This window comes from Bacteroides faecalis (assembly GCF_003865075.1).
Classification (GTDB): Bacteria; Bacteroidota; Bacteroidia; order Bacteroidales; family Bacteroidaceae; genus Bacteroides; species Bacteroides faecalis.
Window position 1 is genome coordinate 1 of sequence record NZ_BHWB01000031.1, and the last position, 21,084, is coordinate 21,084.

Annotated in this window: 12 protein-coding genes and 2 pseudogenes; all 14 read left to right on the plus strand. The window is 38.2% G+C overall.

Translation table 11 applies throughout. The features are described from left to right. The first annotated feature begins 199 nt into the window (after positions 1-199). The 14 genes and pseudogenes from EJF25_RS23395 (at position 200) to EJF25_RS23460 (ending at position 21,008) form a co-directional block, all read left to right on the plus strand. A pseudogene (locus EJF25_RS23395) lies at positions 200-3,314 on the plus strand (SusC/RagA family TonB-linked outer membrane protein). A gap of 14 nt (positions 3,315-3,328) precedes the next feature. After that, positions 3,329-5,383 (plus strand): RagB/SusD family nutrient uptake outer membrane protein, encoded by a 2,055-nt coding sequence (locus tag EJF25_RS23400; protein ID WP_125043083.1) that lies wholly within the window; start codon positions 3,329-3,331, stop codon positions 5,381-5,383. A 20-nt stretch (positions 5,384-5,403) separates the two neighbouring features. Next, positions 5,404-6,429 (plus strand): DUF4973 domain-containing protein, encoded by a 1,026-nt coding sequence (locus EJF25_RS23405; protein WP_125043085.1) that lies wholly within the window; start codon positions 5,404-5,406, stop codon positions 6,427-6,429. A gap of 101 nt (positions 6,430-6,530) precedes the next feature. Beyond that, positions 6,531-6,644, plus strand: coding sequence for a DUF4372 domain-containing protein (locus EJF25_RS23410; RefSeq protein WP_125043088.1), 114 nt, complete (start codon positions 6,531-6,533; stop codon positions 6,642-6,644). A gap of 689 nt (positions 6,645-7,333) precedes the next feature. Further along, positions 7,334-7,927, plus strand: a pseudogene (locus tag EJF25_RS23415) (DUF1793 domain-containing protein); the annotation flags it as partial. Positions 7,928-8,285: 358 nt separating this feature from the next. Then, positions 8,286-8,579, plus strand: coding sequence for a hypothetical protein (locus EJF25_RS23420; protein ID WP_125043092.1), 294 nt, complete (start codon positions 8,286-8,288; stop codon positions 8,577-8,579). Positions 8,580-8,721: 142 nt separating this feature from the next. Beyond that, entirely contained in the window at positions 8,722-10,101 is a 1,380-nt protein-coding gene (locus tag EJF25_RS23425; protein ID WP_125043094.1) for an IPT/TIG domain-containing protein, read from the plus strand. A 23-nt stretch (positions 10,102-10,124) separates the two neighbouring features. Beyond that, the gene (locus tag EJF25_RS23430; RefSeq protein WP_125043096.1) at positions 10,125-13,229 is read left to right on the plus strand and encodes a SusC/RagA family TonB-linked outer membrane protein; all 3,105 of its coding nucleotides are present in this window, start codon (positions 10,125-10,127) and stop codon (positions 13,227-13,229) included. A 13-nt stretch (positions 13,230-13,242) separates the two neighbouring features. After that, complete coding sequence (locus EJF25_RS23435; RefSeq protein ID WP_125043098.1) at positions 13,243-15,339, plus strand: RagB/SusD family nutrient uptake outer membrane protein; 2,097 nt, start codon at positions 13,243-13,245, stop codon at positions 15,337-15,339. 24 nt (positions 15,340-15,363) lie between these two features. Continuing rightward, positions 15,364-16,383 (plus strand): DUF4973 domain-containing protein, encoded by a 1,020-nt coding sequence (locus EJF25_RS23440; protein ID WP_125043100.1) that lies wholly within the window; start codon positions 15,364-15,366, stop codon positions 16,381-16,383. 84 nt (positions 16,384-16,467) lie between these two features. After that, positions 16,468-17,760 (plus strand): Gfo/Idh/MocA family protein, encoded by a 1,293-nt coding sequence (locus EJF25_RS23445; RefSeq protein ID WP_125043102.1) that lies wholly within the window; start codon positions 16,468-16,470, stop codon positions 17,758-17,760. Next, the gene (locus EJF25_RS25995; protein WP_125043105.1) at positions 17,757-18,008 is read left to right on the plus strand and encodes a hypothetical protein; all 252 of its coding nucleotides are present in this window, start codon (positions 17,757-17,759) and stop codon (positions 18,006-18,008) included. The genes EJF25_RS23445 and EJF25_RS25995 overlap by 4 nt, the downstream gene beginning before the upstream one ends. Before the next feature lie 57 nt (positions 18,009-18,065). Continuing rightward, positions 18,066-19,484, plus strand: coding sequence for a Gfo/Idh/MocA family oxidoreductase (locus EJF25_RS23455; RefSeq protein WP_125042141.1), 1,419 nt, complete (start codon positions 18,066-18,068; stop codon positions 19,482-19,484). Positions 19,485-19,505: 21 nt separating this feature from the next. Beyond that, positions 19,506-21,008 carry a glycoside hydrolase family 76 protein gene (locus EJF25_RS23460; RefSeq protein ID WP_235016903.1) on the plus strand — a complete coding sequence of 501 codons (1,503 nt, stop codon included), beginning with the start codon at positions 19,506-19,508 and terminating at the stop codon, positions 21,006-21,008. The last annotated feature ends 76 nt before the right edge of the window (positions 21,009-21,084 follow it).

Consider the following 21,084-nt stretch of genomic DNA (forward strand, 5'->3'; position numbering starts at 1 on the left):
TGGTGATTTACGTGAAGTTGCCCGCTTTCGTGATCCAAGTGGTATAGCTTATGATGAAAGAGACAATGTATTCTATATTTTGGATGTTGTAGGTCGTAAGATACGGACTATATCAATGGAAGGAGAAACGGGAACATCGGTAGATCTGGAATCAGGTAATTTTAATTAATCAAAATCTAACGAATAAACACGTATTTATATGAAAAAGTATTTAATCATGTTTGCTGTGTTACTATGCATACCATTAACTATGTTAGCACAGCAAACTGTAACTGTGAGTGGTACAGTTACAGACACGAAAGGAGTACCTATGATCGGTGTCAATGTCTCTGTGAAAGACGTTGCTGGTCTGGGTGCTATCACAGACTTGGATGGACATTATCATCTTAAGATGGAACCTTATCATAAATTAGCTTTTACTTATATTGGTTATGAAACTGTTGAAATTTTAGTAAAAGATAAATATACGATTAATGTAGAGATGAAAGAGGCCGCTGCAAGTGCATTAGATGAAGTAGTGGTTACTGGTATGGGAGCACAGAAAAAACTGACCGTTACCGGTGCGGTAACCAATGTGAAAGTGGAAGACTTGAAACGGTTCCCGACTTCTAATTTATCTAATGCACTAGCTGGTAATGTACCAGGAATCATCGCAATGCAGAATTCAGGGCAACCTGGTAAAAATACTTCTGAATTCTGGATTCGTGGTATCTCTACTTTTGGAGCGAGTAACAGTGCTTATATTTTGGTCGATGGATTTGAAACGTAATAATTTGGATGAGATTAATATTGAAGATATTGAATCATTCACTGTATTAAAGGATGCTTCAGCTACTGCTATTTATGGTTCTAAGGGTGCTAATGGCGTAGTATTGATTACTACAAAACATGGTAAAGCTGGTAAGGTAAATATTAATGCTAAGGTAGAAACTTCGTATAATACACGTACTATTACTCCAGAGTTTGTAGATGGAAATACATATGCTAATTTAATGAATGAAGCTTGTGTTACTCGTAATAAAGGTTTTGTTTTTAGACCGGAAGAACTGGAAATTATACGTTTAGGCTTAGATCCTGATTTATATCCGAATGTAGATTGGATGGACGTATTGTTGAAAGATGGCGCTTGGAGTTATCGTGCCAACTTGAATTTAAGCGGTGGTGGTTCTACAGCTCGTTACTTTGTTTCCGCTAGTTATGTGGAAGATGAAGGTATGTACAAAACCGATGATACTTTGAAAAAAGATTATGATACGAATGCTAATTATAAGCGTTGGAATTATCGTATGAACGTTGATATTGATATTACCAAAACGACTCTTTTAAAAGTAGGAGTATCGGGTTCTTTAGCTAAACGTAATAGTCCTGGATTAGGTGATAATGATGTATGGGGAGAACTTTTTGGTTATAATGCTCTTAGTACTCCGGTACTTTATTCCAATGGACGTATCCCAGCTTTAGGTACAGGAAATAAAACCAATCCATGGGTATCTGCTACACAAACTGGTTATAATGAAAATTGGGATAATAATATTCAGACCAATGTTACATTAGAGCAGAACTTTGATTTTATAACCAAAGGATTACGTTTTGTCGGACGTTTTGGATATGATACTAATAATAGCAACTGGATTAACCGTCATCGTTGGCCAGACCAATGGAAAGCATTGAGCCGTAATCCTCAGAATGGAGAAATTGTTTGGGACCATGTATCCGGTCCAAGTGATATGTTTCAAGATAGTGGTTCGGGAGGAGATCGTCGCGAGTTTTTAGATTTATTATTAAGTTGGGATCGTGGTTTTAAAGATCATCATCTAGGTGCTACTGTAAGATATACACAAGATTCTAAAAAACAGACAGTAAATATAGGTACTGATATTAAAAATGGTGTAGCACGAAGAAATCAAGGTTTAGCCGGACGCGTTACATACAATTGGAATTACCGTTATTTCTTTGATTTTAATTTTGGTTATACAGGTTCTGAGAACTTTGCAACAGGACACCAATACGGCTTTTTTCCTGCTTTTTCTGCGGCGTGGAATATCGCTGAAGAACCTATTATCAAAAATAATCTAAAGTGGATGAATATGTTTAAAGTTCGTTACTCACATGGTAAAGTTGGTAATGACAATATGAATGATAGATTCCCATATTTGTATACAATTCAGGATTGGTATAGAGATGGGGATAATAATAGAGATCTTGCGGGTTATAACTGGGGAACAGCAGCATATTCTAATTATTATAAAGGTATACATTATTCGCAGGTAGCTTCTCCATATATTACATGGGAAGTTGCCACCAAAGATGACCTTGGAATAGATTTATCATTATTCAATGATAAATTCTCTGCTACAGTAGATTATTTCTATGAAAAACGTACTGGTATTTATATGACACGCGAATTCCTGCCAATCATTACAGGATTAGAAAGTAAACCAAGAGCTAATGTCGGTGCAGTTCGTTCCAGAGGTTTTGACGGACATTTTTCATTAAAAGAGAAAATTGGAAATGTCGATATGACAATTCGTGGTAATATGACCTATAGTAAAAACGAAGTGTTGGACAAGGATGAGGAAAATAAGGTTTATCCTTATCAATATGAACGTGGTTATCGTGTGGATCAAGAAAAGGGTCTTATTGCATTAGGATTGTTTAAAGATTATGATGATATCCGTAACAGCCCGAAACAAACAGAATGGGGAGTAGTACAACCTGGTGACATCAAATATAAAGATGTCAATGGTGATGGTGTTATTGATAATGGTGACCGAGTTGCTATCGGTGCGACAAGACGGCCTAATCTGGTTTATGGTATTGGTGCTTCTGTTGCATGGAATGGATTTGATTTTAATGTTCATTTCCAAGGTGCTGGTAAATCAACTTTCCCTATTTATGGTAAGTGTGTATTTGCATTTAGAGAAAATGACTGGGGTAATATCATGAAAGGTATGCTTGAAGATCGTTGGGTAGATTCAGAAACTGCAGAAAAGCTTGGTATCCAGGCGAATGAAAATCCGAATGCTCCTTATCCACGCTTAACATATGGTGTAAATGGAAATAATGAACAGGGGTCTACTTATTGGTTACGTAACGGACGTTATGTACGCTTGAAAAATGTAGATATAGGTTATACTCTTCCGAAAAATATAACCAATAAACTTCATTTTAATAATATCCGTATATTCGTTGCAGGATCTAATTTAATTACTTGGTCAAGTTTTAAATTATGGGATCCTGAATCAACTCAACCACGTGGTGAAGAATATCCGTTGACTAAATCAATCACAATGGGTTTAACAGTTAACTTATAAAATAATACGAAATTATGATAAAGAAGCTATTTATATTACTGCTAGCCATATTTAGTGCAGGTGTGTTTTCATCCTGCACTGACTATCTAGAGTCAGACAAGTATTTCAAAGACCGTACTACTATTGAAGCGGTTTTTACAGATAGAGATCGTACAGAGCAGTGGCTTGCTTATGCATATTCTTTTTTGAAGAATCAATGTGCCGATGTAGTAAGTAAAGACGCAGGTACAAGCAGCCATTGTTTTGCTGATGACATGTACTATGGGGATCGTGATATTGCATATGATCCTAAAGAAGGCAGTCAGTTGTCTTACAATAAATTCAAATTGGGAGAGTATAATGAGAATGAGTTTAATGAGGTTTGGCCTCGTTGTTATAAAGGAATCTACCAGGCTTCTGTCTTCATTCACAACATTGATATGAATCCAACCATGACTCCGGAGGAAAGATTGGATTATAAAGGACAAGCCCGTTTTGTTCGTGCTTATTTTTACTGGTTGTTACTTCGTAAATATGGTCCAGTACCTTTGATGCCGGATGAAGGAGTGGACTATACTCAAAGTTATGACCAGATTGCTACTCCTCGTAGTTCTTACGAAGAGGTTGCTGACTTTATTAGTGCTGAAATGGTACAAGCTGCCAAAGAGTTACAATATTTAAAACGTATGGATAACGAAAATATTGCTCGTCCAACTAAGGGAGCAGCATTAGCTACTCGTGCCTATGCTTTGATTTTTGCAGCAAGTCCTTTGGCAAATGGTAACAATGATGAGTTTGCACAAGCATTAGTGGATGATCAGGGACGTCGTCTCCTATCTCCTGAATACAATGAAGAAAAATGGGCAAAAGCAGCTGCAGCTTGTAAAGATGTGATGGAATTGGGAGTGTATGAACTTTATCATGCTTCATTCTCAAGTTCTGATAATGGACCTCAAGATCGTCCGACTATTGTTCCACCTTCTGACAACAACTTCTCTACTAAAATCTGGCCAAATGGATGGAAAGATATTGACCCTTTCAAATCTTATCGTAACTTGTTTAGTGGTGATGTATCTGCTGTAGATAATCCTGAGTTAATATTTTCTCGTATTAATAATACAACTGATGGGGATTATGCAATTGAGGCATTGGTATTACATCAGATGCCGCGAGATTTTGGTGGATGGAATACACATGGCTTAACACAGAAAATGTGTGATGCTTATTATATGAACAATGGTTTTGATTGCCCAGGAAAGGACAAGGAAATTGGACGCGGTGATGGTTCTCAACGTTTGACAGGTTTTACTACAAAAGAAGATGTTGAGAATGGACTCTATAAGCCACTTAGCGAAAATGTTTCTTTGCAATATGCAAATCGTGAACCTCGTTTCTATGCGTCGGTAGCATATAATGGGGCTGTTTGGAATTATATGAGTCGTACAGAACCAAATGATCGTAACCGGCAGACTTTTTACTATCGTGGCTTAGGGAATGGTTTTATGAACTCGCCTTTCCATTTGCGTACAGGTATTGGCATTATGAAATTTGTTAATCCTGAGGATTCTCCAGGTAATATCAGAAAGAAGCCAGAACCGGCAATTCGTTATGCTGATATTTTATTGCTTTATGCAGAGGCTTTAAATGAATTAGATGGTACCTATAATATTCCTTCTTGGGATGAATCGATGACTTATACGATTAATCGTAATAAAGAAGAAATGCAAAAGGGTATTCATCCTGTACGTATTCGTGCCGGTCTTCCTGATTATACAGAAACTCAATACGCAAATAAAGACGAACTGCGTAAAGCATTGAAACGTGAACGTATGATTGAATTAATGGGCGAAGGCAAACGTTACTATGATCTCCGTCGTTGGAAAGATGCTCCAATTGAAGAATCATTGCAAATATATGGTTGTAACGTGGTAATGGATGAAACACATCGAAATGAGTTTCATGTACCAATTGCCATTTATAATCTGCCTTCTACATTTTCTCCGAAGATGTATTTTTGGCCAATCAGACATGATGAGCTGAAGCATAATAAACGCCTGACACAGAATCCTGGATGGACTATGTATGATTAATTTGTAATATAAATGAATATATGAAAAGAATATATACTTTAGTAACCCTAGTAGCTCTGATTATACTAGGAACTTCATGTAATGATGAATGGAAAGATGAACAATATGAACAATACGTTTCTTTTCGTTCCCCATTAGACAGTAAAGGAGTAACAGAGGTTTATGTCCCATATAGTCGTAAGAATGCCGATGGTAGCTATACGGAAGGAAAATCGAACTATGAATTGCCAGTAATTGTTAGTGGATCGAATACTAATCAACAGAATATAACAGTTCATGTGGCACATGATCCTGATACGCTAGAAACATTAAACATCGCTCGTTTTCAAGAGCGTTATGATTTATGGTATCATGATTTGGAAGATGAACACCCAGAATACGCATCTTTCCCAGAAAACATAGAGATTAAAGCCGGAGAAGATGTTAGTTTGTTAAATATTGATTTTGATTTTAGAGGAATTGATATGTCAAAGAAGTGGGTGCTTCCATTAAAGGTTGTAGATGACTCTTCTTATGGCTATCAATCACATCCACGTAAAAATTATAGTAAAGCTATTTTGAGAATATTACCATTCAATGATTATTCAGGAGTTTATTCAGGAGTAGCATTACTGAATTACATTAAGGGTGATGAAGGAAATGGCTCTATTATGGCAAATGATATTACTGGATATGTTGTAGACGAAAATACGATATTCTTTTATGCTGGTATAATTAATGAAGACCGTACAGATCGCGCTAACTACAAGATCTTTGCAGAATTCTCTGGTGGTGAGACTGGAGGTATTGTTAATTTTTATGCAGAGAATGACGAAATACACTTTGTGAATAACAAAGAAGCTTCTTATCGTATAATTGAGGATATGGACGCAACTCGTCCTTATTTGAAGCGTCGTTATGTAATCATTAATAATATTGATTATGAATATACAGACTATACTTCTGTGCCAGGAACTGGTATTACATATACAGTAAGAGGTTCATTAACACTTGAACGTCATATCAATACTCAGATACCAGATGAAGATCAGGCAATCGAATGGTGATAATATCAAGTAAGTAGAATGGGGAAGGATAACTTTGTATCTAGAAGTTTCCTTCCCTGTTTTGTTTTCAGCCTCATTAGTATCCACTAATATGATAGCAAATGTATCAAAATAAATACGTTTTCTCACAGTTAGTAGCATTCCTTGACAGAAGTAAATTTGATTGCATCGTGGCAAAGTATGATGAAAACAAATATATGAAGCATGTCTGTTAGAATCAACTAATTGCAAACCCAACAACCTACACCTGAGTTTGTGACCGATAACTATAAAACGTTCCTCCGTTTGTCTTCAGACAGAAAGCTGATGAGAATTTATTGAAAAACTCCATTATCATCTTGTCTACTATTTCTTGAAAGTTCCAACCGATCACATCCTTAATGATCGGTTGGAACTTTATAATTATTCATCACCTGTACTTCATTAAAGTTATAGAACCTCTCTTATTGTTTGATTCTCTGTTCAAACGATATCTTAATCTTACAGTATAATAAAAACGAAAACTCACTTAACTCACTCACACAAATATCACCCGTTAATCTTACCAGTTAATCATGTTTAGAAATACTAACATATCACTTCGTTCCGGTCTATTATTTTTCCCACCTATGTATAAATTCCATATTTCCTGTTTATTGGTTTATATAAAATAAACTCTAGCCTAGTTGTTCTCATAATTGCATTTAGATTGTAATGAACCAACCAACCTCCTTATATAATTTTAGTGCATACTCTCACACCTGATAAACAGTTGAGTTGAATAGTAAAAGTTAGTTTCTTTTATTCAACAAAATATCTCCTTGATTTATCAAGATAATCCCTTTATTAGAATACGGGAATAATACGGTTGTGAATTAATTAATTGATATACAATTGATTAAAATAAATATCTGCGGTATGGACAGACCCTGAGAATCAACTTTGCACAGATGACTTTGCAGGTCATTGGGCGCATAATGCGAATTTGTCAATAAAAGCCATCATGGGTGTTGCCGGATATAGTGAGATGGCACGTCTACTCGGTCTGGATGATGTTGCGGACAAATATGCTGCCATTGCCAAGAATATGGCGGTGAAATGGGAAGAAATGGCGAATGAAGGTGATCATTATCGCCTGGCTTTTGACCGTGAAAACACTTGGAGTCAAAAGTATAATATGGTTTGGGATAAAATGTGGAACCTGAATCTTTTCCCTAATAACGTGATCGAAAAAGAAATCAAGTATTATCTGACCAAACAGAATCTTTATGGTTTACCTCTGGATTCGCGTAAAGAGTACACTAAATCGGACTGGATTATGTGGACGGCAGCAATGGCACCTGACCAGAATACTTTTGAGAAGTTTATAGATCCCCTTTATAAATACATTAATGAAACAAAAACTCGTGTACCTATCAGTGATTGGCATCATACGGATAATGGTGAATATGTAGGGTTTAAAGCCCGCTCTGTTATCGGAGGATATTGGATGCAAGTAATGATAGACAAAATATTATGAGATACTTAATTGAAAATATACTTATTTATCAACTAGATATGAATATATGCTCTTATCAAATTCTTCTTCAAGGAGGAAAAAGACAGAAATCCGATAAATCAAAACTTACTTCTGAAGAGTATCGTTTTTTTTGCGATATTTCCGTTTGCGCAAACGGAAATACTATAGGCTACTATAAGCCCATTTTAGTGGAGAATTACAGAAAGCTTATAGGATTCTATCAGATCAGAAAAAATTGATCAAACAAATCACTTAATTCAAAAAATCGGAATGGTGAGAGAAAGTACCTAATACCGATCATTAAATGGAAAAACCATAAATATTTTGTAACACTAATTACATATTTATCAACTAATTTATGAAGAACATTTTATTTGTAAAAAAGAAAGAAGTTAGAGATGAGAATTTTCATTTGCTAAGATTAAACTTCCCATTTCAAAGGTACGAATTAGTTCCCTCTTATACTTTCTCATATCAAGTCTATCATACAAATGGAGGCTATGCAAATACATACGATGGAAGTTCTACCGGTTACCCAAGTATAAGCAAAGTTCTACTTCCTAAAATAAGAAAAGAAGGAGGTAATATAGAAATCTTTGTAAGATGTACAGAAACCAAAACGGAGGATTATAGCTATGTGGGTAAAATTTAAGTTATTCTCCCAGTGAAAACACAATAGACATATCCTTTTATATGACCGACTTTTATTTTGACAATAATGATCTACTAAAGTACAAGCATAATTTGCTCAATAAACGTAACAATTAACATTATTTATCTTAAAAAAATGTATTATGAAAAAGAAGACAAAAAGTAATGTTTGGCACATCCATTGGATGTTGTTAGCATTTGTCGCTCTTTGCTTCACCGGTTGCAAAGATGACAATGAGGATCAAGGAGAAGCTTTTGATCCCAACAAACCAATTGTCATTTCCGACTTTTCTCCCAAAAAAGGAGGAGTCGGTAATAACTTGATTTTGTACGGAGACAACTTCGGCAATGACATATCAAGGGTAAAAGTAACGATTGGCGGAAAGGATGCACGTATTATCACTGTAAAGAACCAGAGTATGTACTGCATCATTCCCCCAAAGGCTTACAATGGAGACATTCAGGTTAGCGCTTTGGATGACAATGGACAAGTAATAAGTAGCGCAGAAGCTGAAAGCACTTTCGAATACGAAAAGAAATGGATGGTAAGTACCGCTTTCGGAACGCATTACGAAAACTCGAACGAATTCTTTGATATGAAAGATGGTCCACTTGATGCAGGAGGTGGTTTCGGTAATGTTTTCTGGTTTTCTTGGGACCCATTGTCTGATTACAACAAATTATATTTTACTAATGATGGAAAAACAACACGATACCTTGACCTTGAAAAAAATGAAATAGGGACTTTTTCTCATGGTTTTGATAGGGTCACTGCCATGACTTGGACTTTGGATGGTGATCTCATTTTGTCTCACAATCATTCAAGTGACACAAGAACAGCAAATTATCTGTACACACGAGAATCTAATTATAGCACTAGAGAAACCTTAGGAGGGTATGCTCGTGGAGTCAATGGCAATATGATACACCCCATAAACGGTGAATTTTATTATTCCAGATATAGAGCTGGGGATATGTGGAAGTATGATTTTGAGACTGGTGAGAGTAGCTTATGTTTTCAAAATCCATATTCAGGAGTTGCAATTTATCTGGTTCCCCACCCTTCCGGAAACTATGCATACATGTTGGAACAAGAATATTATTTCATTATGCGTACTGACTATGACTGGATTAGTAGAACATTTACAACCCCTTATGCCATTTGTGGAACTGGAAATTCTTGGGGCTATTCTGATGGTATAGGCACACATGCACAATTGAATAGACCTATTCAAGGGGTATTTGTGAAGAATCCGGATTATGCAGGTCAAGATGATGAATATGATTTCTACTTCTGCGATAAAAACAACCATTGTATCCGTATTTTGACTCCAACCGGACGAGTTACAACATTTGCCGGACGTGGTAATAACGGTACTTCCGGACTATTTGACGGAGAAGTTCGCACAGAAGCACGATTCAACGAACCGCGCGCACTGACCTACGATCCGAAGAGAAACTGCTTCTATGTAGGCGATGGACTGAATAAGATAATCCGTAAAATTGCGAAAGAAACTGAATAACAAATGATAAACACATTTTTATAATGAGAAATTTTTTATTAATATGTATGTTGTTGCTTGGATTTTCCGCCAGTGCGCTAGCACAGGAAAATGTTACAGTAACAGGAACCGTGCTTGATACGAATAAAGAACCGATGATCGGTGTGAACGTATCTATAGAAAACATGCCCGGATTAGGAGCAATTACTGATTTGAACGGTAAGTACTCAATAAAAATGCCTCCTTACAACAAACTGGTATTCTCATACATTGGCTACGACAAGGTAGAAGTATTGATAAAGGAACAAAGAGTAGTAAATGTTACTATGCAAGAATCTTCTGCCACTGTAATGGATGAAGTTGTTGTAACAGGTACCGGTACTCAGAAAAAGATTGCCGTAACCGGTGCTATCACAAACGTGGATGTAGAACAGTTGAAATCCAATCCCTCCACTTCTGTTGTAGATGCTTTGGCAGGAGTAGTGCCTGGTGTGATGGCAATGCAATCGGATGGTCGTCCTGGTACGGTTTCTGAATTCTGGGTTCGTGGTATTTCCACATTTGGAGCCAGCAGTGCCGCATTGGTATTGGTCGATGGTTTCGAGCGAGATATCAACGAAATCAGTGTGGAAGACATCGAATCTTTCACTGTATTAAAGGATGCCTCTGCAACGGCTATTTATGGAAGTAAAGGTGCAAACGGTGTAGTTTTAATCAACACAAAACGCGGTAAAGAAGGTAAAATCAATGTAGATGTGAAATTGGAAGGATTCTACAGCACGTTTACCCAAAAATATGATTTCGTAGACGGACATACCTATGCTTCCATGGCGAATGAAGCCAAGACCACACGTAACCAAGAACCTTTGTATTCTCACGAAGAATTGGAAATGTTCCGTTTAGGACTGGATCCGGACTTATTCCCGAATGTAGACTGGATGGACGTCATGATGCGTGATGGTGCTTTCAGTTCGCGTGCAACAGTAAACATGAGTGGAGGTGGTAAAACCGCCCGTTACTTTGTATCAGGAAGTTATCAGGATCAGCAGGGTATGTACAAAGTAGATAATGAAATGAAAAAAGACTACAATACGAATACGAATTTCCGTAAATGGACATATCGTATGAATGTAGATATAGACATCACTAAATCTACTTTATTAAAGGTTGGTGTTTCAGGTTCGCTACGTAAACAGAACGACCCAGGACAGGGTACGACTTCTATTTGGACAGCATTAATGGGATATAACGCCATCACAACACCTATCACTTATTCTAATGGAAGAATACCAGCTATCGGAAATGACAATGGTGACCGTTTTAATCCATGGGTTCAAGCTACTCAGACCGGATTCAATGAAAGCTGGAAAAACAATATTCAAACCAATGTGACATTAGAACAGAAATTAGATTTCATCACCAAAGGGCTCCGCTTTGTAGGACGTTTTGGATATGATACCGAAAATTCAAACTATATCAAGCGATATAAATATCCTGAGCTTTGGCGCGCAGAACGTTATCGTAATTCTGAAGGAGATTTAGTATTTACAAAAATTGTTGATGAAAAGAAACTTGCACAAACATCAGGTTCTAGTGGAGAAAGGCATGAATTCTTCGAATGGGAATTACATTATGACCGTGGATTCAAGGCACACCATGTAGGAGGAGTATTGAAATATACTCAATCTTCTAAAGTACAAACTCAGGGGATCGGCACAGATATCAAAAACGGTATTGCCCGTCGTAATCAAGGGTTAGCAGGGCAAGCGACCTATAACTGGAATTATCGCTACTTCGTTAATTTCAACTTTGGATATACTGGATCGGAAAATTTCCACAAAGATCACCGTTACGGATTTTTCCCTGCAGTTTCCGCTGCATGGAACATCGCTGAAGAACCTTTCATCAAAAAACGGACAAAAGAATGGTTGAATATGCTTAAAGTGCGTTATTCGTATGGTAAAACCGGTAATGATAATTTGAACGGCGTTCGTTTCCCGTATTTATTTGATATCGAAACAATCACAAAGACAGTTGATAATAAACAAGAGCCTGACGGCGGTTATTGGTTTTCAGATATCAATGCCAATGTCAATAGATACTATGGAGGTATGCGCTATTCTTCCATAGCCTCACTCGATACTTCATGGGAAATAGCCACTAAACAGGACTTAGGAGTTGATATCCATTTGTTTGATGATAAGTTTACGGCCGAAATCGACTACTTCCATGAGAAACGTTCTGATATTTACTGGGATCGTAAATATTTGCCTTGGATAGTAGGTTTGGAACAAACATTTAAAGCTAATATCGGAGAGGTAAAGACCCAAGGATTTGACGGGCACTTTTCATTTAGGCAAAAAATTAAGAATGTGGATGTAACTTTACGTGGTAACATGACTTATAGCAAAAATGAGATCATTGAGCAGGATGAAGAAAACACAGTTTATGGGTATAAACTGAATCAAGGTCACCGCATTGATCAGGCGAAAGGATTGGTTGCTTTGGGATTGTTCAAAGATTATGATGATATCCGAAACAGTCCAAGACAAACATGGAACGAAGTAATGCCTGGTGATATCAAATATAAAGATATCAATGGTGACGGTATCATCGATGGTAATGACCGAGTAGCTATCGGGGCGACAAAAAGACCTAACCTGACTTACGGATTCGGAACCAGTATACGTTGGAAGCAATTGGACGTGAATGTTCTTTTCCAAGGAGTAGGTAAATCAACATATTTCATAGACGGTTCCACAGTATTTATGTTCAGAACCGGTGACGGTTGGGGTAACATATTGACTGAAATGGCTAATAGTAATCGCTGGATATTGGGAGAAAATGAAGATCCGAATGCAGAATATCCACGTCTAACCTACGGTAAAAATGAGAACAATGAGCAGCAATCAACTTATTGGTTGAGAAATGGTGCCTATTTGCGTCTAAAGAATTTGGATATCGGCTATACGTTACCTACTGCATTAGTAAACAGGGCTCACTTGAATAAAGTGCGTTTCTATTTTATTGCAACCAACTTGCTTACATTCTCTAAGTTTAAGCTTTGGGATCCAGAAATGGGAAGTACGGACGGTAAAAAATACCCACTTAGCAAGACTTTTACTTTAGGTGTATCAGTTAATCTATAAACAACAAAAACATATGAAAAGAAAAATATTAATTTTATCCCTTGTGATTGGTATGAACCTCTCATTCAGTGGATGTGCTGATTATTTGGATTCAGACTATCTGTTTGACGAACGTATGACCACAGAGGATGTTTTCAAAGATAAAGAGTATACCAACAAATGGTTGGCCAGAGGATACTCTTACCTTGCAGACAACAGCATGCAAGACGTATGCAGTAAAAAGACCATCCCTTTCAATTTTGCAGATGACATGTACTATGGGGATGAAAACGATGGATATAAAAAGTGGAAAAACGGTGAATATAACGAAAGCGGTTTAGGAGACAATAGCAAATGGATATGGCTCAATGCCTATAGAGGAATTCGTCAAGTAACAATTCTCCTCAACAATATTCATCTGAATCAGGAATTTACTGAAGAAGAATTAAATGACATAAAAGGTCAAGCACATTTCCTGAGGGGTTATTTCTATTGGATTTTACTCCGTACCTACGGTCCAATTCCTATCGTACCGGATGAAGGTATTGATTATACGCTAGAATATGATGAAATAGCAAGCCCACGCAACACATATGAAGAATGCGCTGATTACATTGCCAACGAGATGATAAAAGCGGCAAGCATGCTTCAACTTCAGCGTGATATGCAAAATATTTCCCGTCCTACTCGCGGTGCAGCTTTAGCTCTCCGGGCACGTGTATTGCTTTATGCTGCTAGCCCGTTAGCTAATGGTGGGGCTCCTGAAGAGGTTCAAGTAGCTATGGTAGATCGAGAAGGTAATCCGTTACTTTCACCCACCAAAGACGAAAGAAAATGGGCAAGAGCCGCTGCTGCAGCTAAAGATGTTATGGAGATGAATCATTATCATATATATACTACAGGACGTCGGGAACATGGAGATATAGCTTTTCCTAGCACATTACAACCTCAAAAAGATCCCGAAAACCATTTCGATGAAAAACCATGGCCGGAAGGATACATGGATATTGACCCGTTCGAATCTTATCGTTCCGTATTTAATGGAGCGATCTCCGCTTATGAAAATCCGGAACTGATATTTACCAGAGGCCGTAATCAAGGAGGAGAAGGGATAAACGTCATGTGCATTCATCAGTTGCCACGTCGTGAAGGTAAAGGATACAATTCGCATGGAATGACCCAAAAACAATGTGATGCCTATTATATGAATGATGGTTCCGACTGTCCTGGTATGAACGATATGTATGCGAACCAACCTGGATATGAAAACCCTCTTCGTTACAACTCCGATCCGCGACCGACAGATTTAGTAACAGAAGAAGAACTCACTAATTATCCAGAACTAGGACCTAAAGGAGTTGGAGTTTGCAAACAGTATGCACAGCGAGAGCCCCGTTTCTACGCTTCTGTTGGTTACAACGGTGCTACTTGGAACTTACTGAATGCGGACGAAAGCAAAGACGAAGTTAAGAATGTACAAATATTCTATTATCGTGGAGATCCTAACGGATACAAAAATACAACATATTGGCCTCGTACAGGAATCAGTATCAAAAAGTACATCCATCCGGACGATATGAGTAATACACTGCAAACTGCTTATGATCAAAGTCGTATGAATAACTCCAAGGTGGACCCTGCCATTCGTTATGCGGAAGTGTTGCTAATCTATGCAGAAGCATTAAACGAACTGTCAGGTTCTTATGATATTCCTTCTTGGGATGGCAGTCGCACTTACACTATTAGTCGTAAAATCGACGAAATGAAGAAAGGTATTCAACCGATTCGTATTCGTGCCGGTATCCCCGACTACACTGCTGATATCTATGAAGACCAAACTAAATTCCGTATCAAACTGAAACGTGAACGTCAGATCGAACTGTTCGCCGAAGGACATCGTTATTTCGACCTACGTCGCTGGTGCGATGCTCCTCAAGAAGAATCCGCTCAAGTATATGGATGCAATGCATATAGTACCAAAAATATGTCCGCTATCTTCCATACTCCGACAGTGACTCCATCGTTACCATCTATTTTCACTACGAAAATGTGGTTCTGGCCCATCCATCATGACGAGCTGAAACATAACAAAGAATTAACTCAGAATCCGGGATGGAGAGATCCGGAATAATCTTACAACTTAAATATATTGAACATGAAGAAAATATATTATCTTTTTTTAGCGATGGCAGCAGGACTCTGCTGCACATCGTGCAACAACGAATGGGAAGACGAACAATTCTTGCAAATGCCTTCTCTAAAAGCAGAACCGAATAGCGCAGGTGTCACTCCTGTTTATGTGCGCTACGATATCAATGGAACCAAACGCTATAATCTTCCGGTAATTTTTAGCGGATCAACGATGAATACTCACAACCGTACCATACATTTCGCTGTAGATACGGATACACTTAGAAGTCTGAACGAGGAACGATATGGTAAACGGAGCGAACTCTTTTACCAACAGCTAACATCCGAATACTGTAGTTTCCCGGAAAGTATAGAATTTCCAGCCGGAGAATGTCAGACTCTACTACCTATAGACTTCACTTTAGGAGGAAATAATGGCGAAAATCCACTAAATCTGAGTGACAAATGGATATTGCCTCTGACCATAGTAGACGATGCTTCTTACGATTATCAGGCCAATCCACGTAAACATTACCGGAAAGCATTGCTGAACATAACTCCGTTCAACGACTATTCGGGCGTTTACGGAGGTACTAAGTATATGATATACATGGACGGTAACAAGAGTGAGCCACTGACTCTGAATGAACATAGAGCTTACGTACATGATGACAAAACGATATTCGTCTATGCAGGACTTAGAGATGTTGATTTTCTGGATCGCAAACTCTACAAAGTATTCATCGAGTTCACGGACGAAAGAATTGATATCTTGAAAAAGAAATTGAGAATCTATAGTGATAATGACGAGAAGAATAAATTTAAGGAAATCGGGCAGTCTTATTATACTATTGAAGAAGAAATGGACCCACAGAAACCCTATTTAAAACATATTTATATCACTCTTGGTTTATCATATGAATTTGAAGATTACACCACAATCGGTGAAAATAATAGAATTAAATATCTCGTGGAAGGTACATTATCTATGCAACGTGATCTCAACACATTGATTCCTGACGAAGACCAACAAATTCAATGGTAATCTTTGTGTTATAATTTAAATTAAACGGAAAGAATGGTCCTAATAAAATAGAATCATTCTTTCCTTAATATTTTAAACTTAAGTATGAAAGCCCACTCCATCAGTCGTCGTGAATTTCTAAAAAACTTAGGTATTGCCGGAAGCGGAGTAATCTTAGCTGCCAGTCCATGGCTTTCTGCCTTCTCAGAGGTAACTCAAACCAATAACGAAAAGTGTCGTCTGGCCATCATCGGTCCCGGTTCCCGCGGACGCTTTCTCATGAACTTCCTCGTTCAGAACCCTAAAGTCAGGATCGTAGCCCTGTGTGACATCTACCGTGCCTCCATAGAAGCAGCCTTAAAATTCGCCCCTAATGCTAAAGTATACGGCGATTATCATGAAGTACTGGAAGACAGAAATGTGGATGCTGTACTCGTAACAACACCTTTGAGTTCCCACTGCCAAATCGTAATTGATGCTTTTGACGCGGGAAAACACGTATTCTGTGAAAAATCAATCGGTTTCACGATGGAAGAATGCTTCCGTATTTATAACAAACACCTGAGTACCGGCAAAATTTTCTTCACCGGACAACAACGTCTGTTCGACCCACGATATATAAAAACCATGGAAATGATCCATGCCGGCACGTTCGGAGAAATTAACGCTATTCGTACTTTCTGGAACCGAAATGGTGATTGGAGACGTCCTGTACCTTCACCACACCTGGAACGCCTGATCAACTGGCGCCTGTACCGGGACTTTTCAAAAGGATTAATGACCGAACTAGCTTGTCATCAGCTCCAAATAGGGAGCTGGGCATTACGTAAACTTCCCGAACGGGTAATGGGCCACGGTGCTATTACATATTGGAAAGACGGCCGGGAAGTCTACGATAATGTCAGTTGTATATACGTATTCGATGACGGTGTGAAGATGACATTCGATTCTGTCATATCCAACAAGTTCTACGGTCTTGAAGAACAGATCATGGGTAACTTGGGTACTGTTGAACCGGAAAAGGGAAAGTATTACTTCGAAAATGTCCCTCCTGCTCCCGGTTTTCTTCAAATGGTCAATGAGTGGGAAAATAAACTGTTCGATTCCCTTCCTTTTGCAGGAACCAGTTGGGCCCCTGAGACAGCTAATAGTAATAAAGGAGAACTAATTCTAGGAGAACGTCCCAAAACAGACGGGACCTCTTTATTGTTGGAAGCATTTGTAGAAGCAGTTATCACCGGTAAACAACCGCCACGAATTGCAGAAGAAGGTTATTATGCCAGTATGCTCTGTCTGTTAGGACATCAAGCAATGGAAGAAGAGAAAACACTCAGTTTCCCTGACGAATATAAGATCAATTATCTGAATCATCAATCCAAATCCACTGGGACAATATGAAAGATAGTATCATAACCGCACAACGGAAAAAGAAAGAATTGATCAATCTATTGGTATGCTTCATTATAGCCAATCTGGTCAATCTATATGCAATAATTACCTATCATACTCATTTTTTTGAGATGATAACTAGTATATTCTATATAATTATATTTACTTTTTTGATCTATGCCTTTTGGACGATTATTCGTATATTCTTTTATGGTATAAAGGTATTATTTAAAAGAGAAAGTAAAATACAAGAATAGACTTATGCATTCTTAACTAATAAAAAGAAATACTTAATCAATATCAATGAACAAATTATGGTAACACGAAGAGACTTTCTCAAGACAATGACAATGGCTTCTGCCGGCCTGGCGCTTGGAAGCGGTGAAGTATTGAACGCCCAGAATCTAGCGTCCAAGAGAGGTAAAAATGGCAAAGTAAAGATCGCCTATATCGGTATCGGAAACCGCGGTGAACAAATCATTGGAGATTTTGCACGTACCGGTATGGTGGAAGTAGTAGCATTGTGTGATGTGGACATGGGAGCCAAACATACTCAAAAGGTAATTGGCATGTACCCTAAAGCCAAACAGTTCAGAGACTTCCGTCAGATGTTTGACAAGGCAGGAAATGAATTCGACGCTGTAGCAATCGCTGTTCCCGACCACTCGCACTTCCCCATCAGTATGCTGGCTCTGGCCTCAGGCAAACATGTATATGTGGAGAAACCACTAGCACGTACATTTTATGAAGCCGAACTGTTGATGCAGGCTGCATTGAAACGTCCTAACTTGGCAACTCAAGTCGGTAATCAGGGGCATTCGGAAGCGAATTACTTCCAATTTAAAGCGTGGATGGACGCAGGAATTATTAAAGACGTTACTGCCGTGTCCGCACACATGAATAATGTTCGCCGTTGGCACAAGTGGGATACTAACATTTATAAGCTCCCTTCCGGACAACAATTGCCCAAAGATATGGACTGGGATACCTGGCTGGGAGCAGTTCCTTATCATGAATATAATGAAAAGTATCATCAAGGTGAATGGCGTTGCTGGTATGACTTCGGTATGGGTGCCTTAGGTGACTGGGGAGCACATATTCTGGATACGGTTCATGAGTTCCTGGAACTGGGATTGCCTTATGAAATTAGCCTGACTCACCAGGAAGGTCATAATGATTACTTCTTCCCTTATTCTTCCACCATCCTTTTCCGTTTCCCTGCCCGTAAGGGAATGCCACCGGTCGATATCACTTGGTATGACGGTTTGGATAACCTTCCTCCTATTCCGGCAGGTTATGGTGTTTCCGGTCTGGATCCGAATATCCCTACAACGAATCAGGGAACTGCTCCGGCTGCTAAACTGAATCCCGGAAAGATTATCTATACGAAGGATTTAATCTTTAAGGGTGGTAGTCATGGCAGTACATTGTCGATCATTCCCGAGGAAAAGGCAAAGGAAATGGCTGATAAATTACCGGAAGTACCGAAAAGTCCTTCAAACCACTTTGAGAACTTCTTACTTGCCTGTCAAGGTGTTGAAAAGACGCGTTCACCGTTTGAAATTAACGGTGTGCTGAGCCAGGTATTCTCATTGGGAGTAATGGCACAACGTTTGAATACACAGTTGTTCTTTGACCCTCGTACAAAACAAATTACCAACAATGAATTTGCCAATTCGATGCTGGCCGGATTGCCTCCACGCAAAGGATGGGATGAATTTTATAAGTTGTAACATAACAAAAGCAGAGAGAACATGAGACTGACTGAACGAACAAAATTGTTTCTTATGTTAATCGCCCTGCCACTCCTATTTTGCTCATGTGGCAGTGGCGATGACTCTCTTCCAACAAAGGAAGAGAATGATGATAAAGGAGAAAAACCTACTATAATAGTTAATCCTGTAACCGACTTAAAGGGTGAAGAGACACAGAATGCTAATGAGTTGAAAGTAACCTGGCAAAATCCAAAGGATCCAAGGCTAATAAGAGTAGAATTATCTTATGCATTATTGACAGAAGGAACTGAAAATGAGCCACTCACACAACAAGTGAATGCAACATCGGGAAGTAAAGGCTCATTCCTCTTAAAACTAGCCCAATATGGAAATTATAAAATATCTGCAGTTGCTATCGATAATTATGGCAGAAGGTCAGAAAAAGTAACAATTACTGCCACTCCATCCAAAACAGGGTTTATCATTGATTGGGCTGCTCTTGCTGATAGCTGTACATATGTCCTAATAGAACAGTTTATGAATAAAAATAAAGGAACCTTCTGGAAATCTCCCAAAGACATAAGTGGAGGGTCTTTTAATATTTATTGGCAACAAGCACACGCTATGGATGTTGTAGTATATTCTTACGAACGGATAAAAGATGAGAATCCAGATTTAGCTAATACTTATAAAAGATATTTTAAACTTTGGTTCGAAAACAAAGCCAATAATTATCATCATAGTGCAAGTGACGAAACCGGGTTCCTTAATCCTTTTACTGATGATATGTGCTGGATTTGTTTGACAATGATACATCTGTCAGAAGCTACAGGGGATGATACATATATTAATATGGCCAAAAAGATCTATGATCAACATATCATTACCAGAGCATGGACAGATGACAAGGGCACAGGATTGCCATGGCAGACCGAAAGTAATGGAAGAAATGCTTGTACAAATTCTCCAGGTTGTTTGATCGCCGTCAAATTATACAGAAAATTTAATGAAAACAAATATCTTACAGATGCAAAAACATTATACAAATATATCGAAAATAATCTATTAAAAAATGATGGCAGAGTAGAAGAACCTCCATTAACCTACACACAAGGAACTTTCGGTGAAGCATGTAGACAGTTATATCACGTAACTCAAGAAGCAAGCTATATGAGAATGGCCGAAAAGGTAATAAATTATACAGCGACAAGTAATAGATGTCTTAGAAATGGAATATTAAGAGATGAAGGTACCAATATGGATCAAAGTATTTTTAAGGCAGTATTTGTACCTTATGCGGTGAATCTTATTTTGGACGACAAAGCTCTCAGTTCTATCAGAACTTCTTTAAGAAACTTCATGAAAGAAAATGCCAAGATATTACGTAACAATCTGAATAGGGAAAAATATCCGGCTATGTACTGCAATTACTATTGGGGAAGTATGTTCTCCGGAGATATTGCATCAATGGGAGCTCAAACTAGTGGAGCATCTTTGATGGAAGGAATTGCACGTATGCTGGCTAGTGAAAAAAGTGAATAGTGAAACATTCATTTATTCACTAGGACTGAAGATATGCATACATATTTTCAGTCCTAACCTTTTTATCTTTAACCCT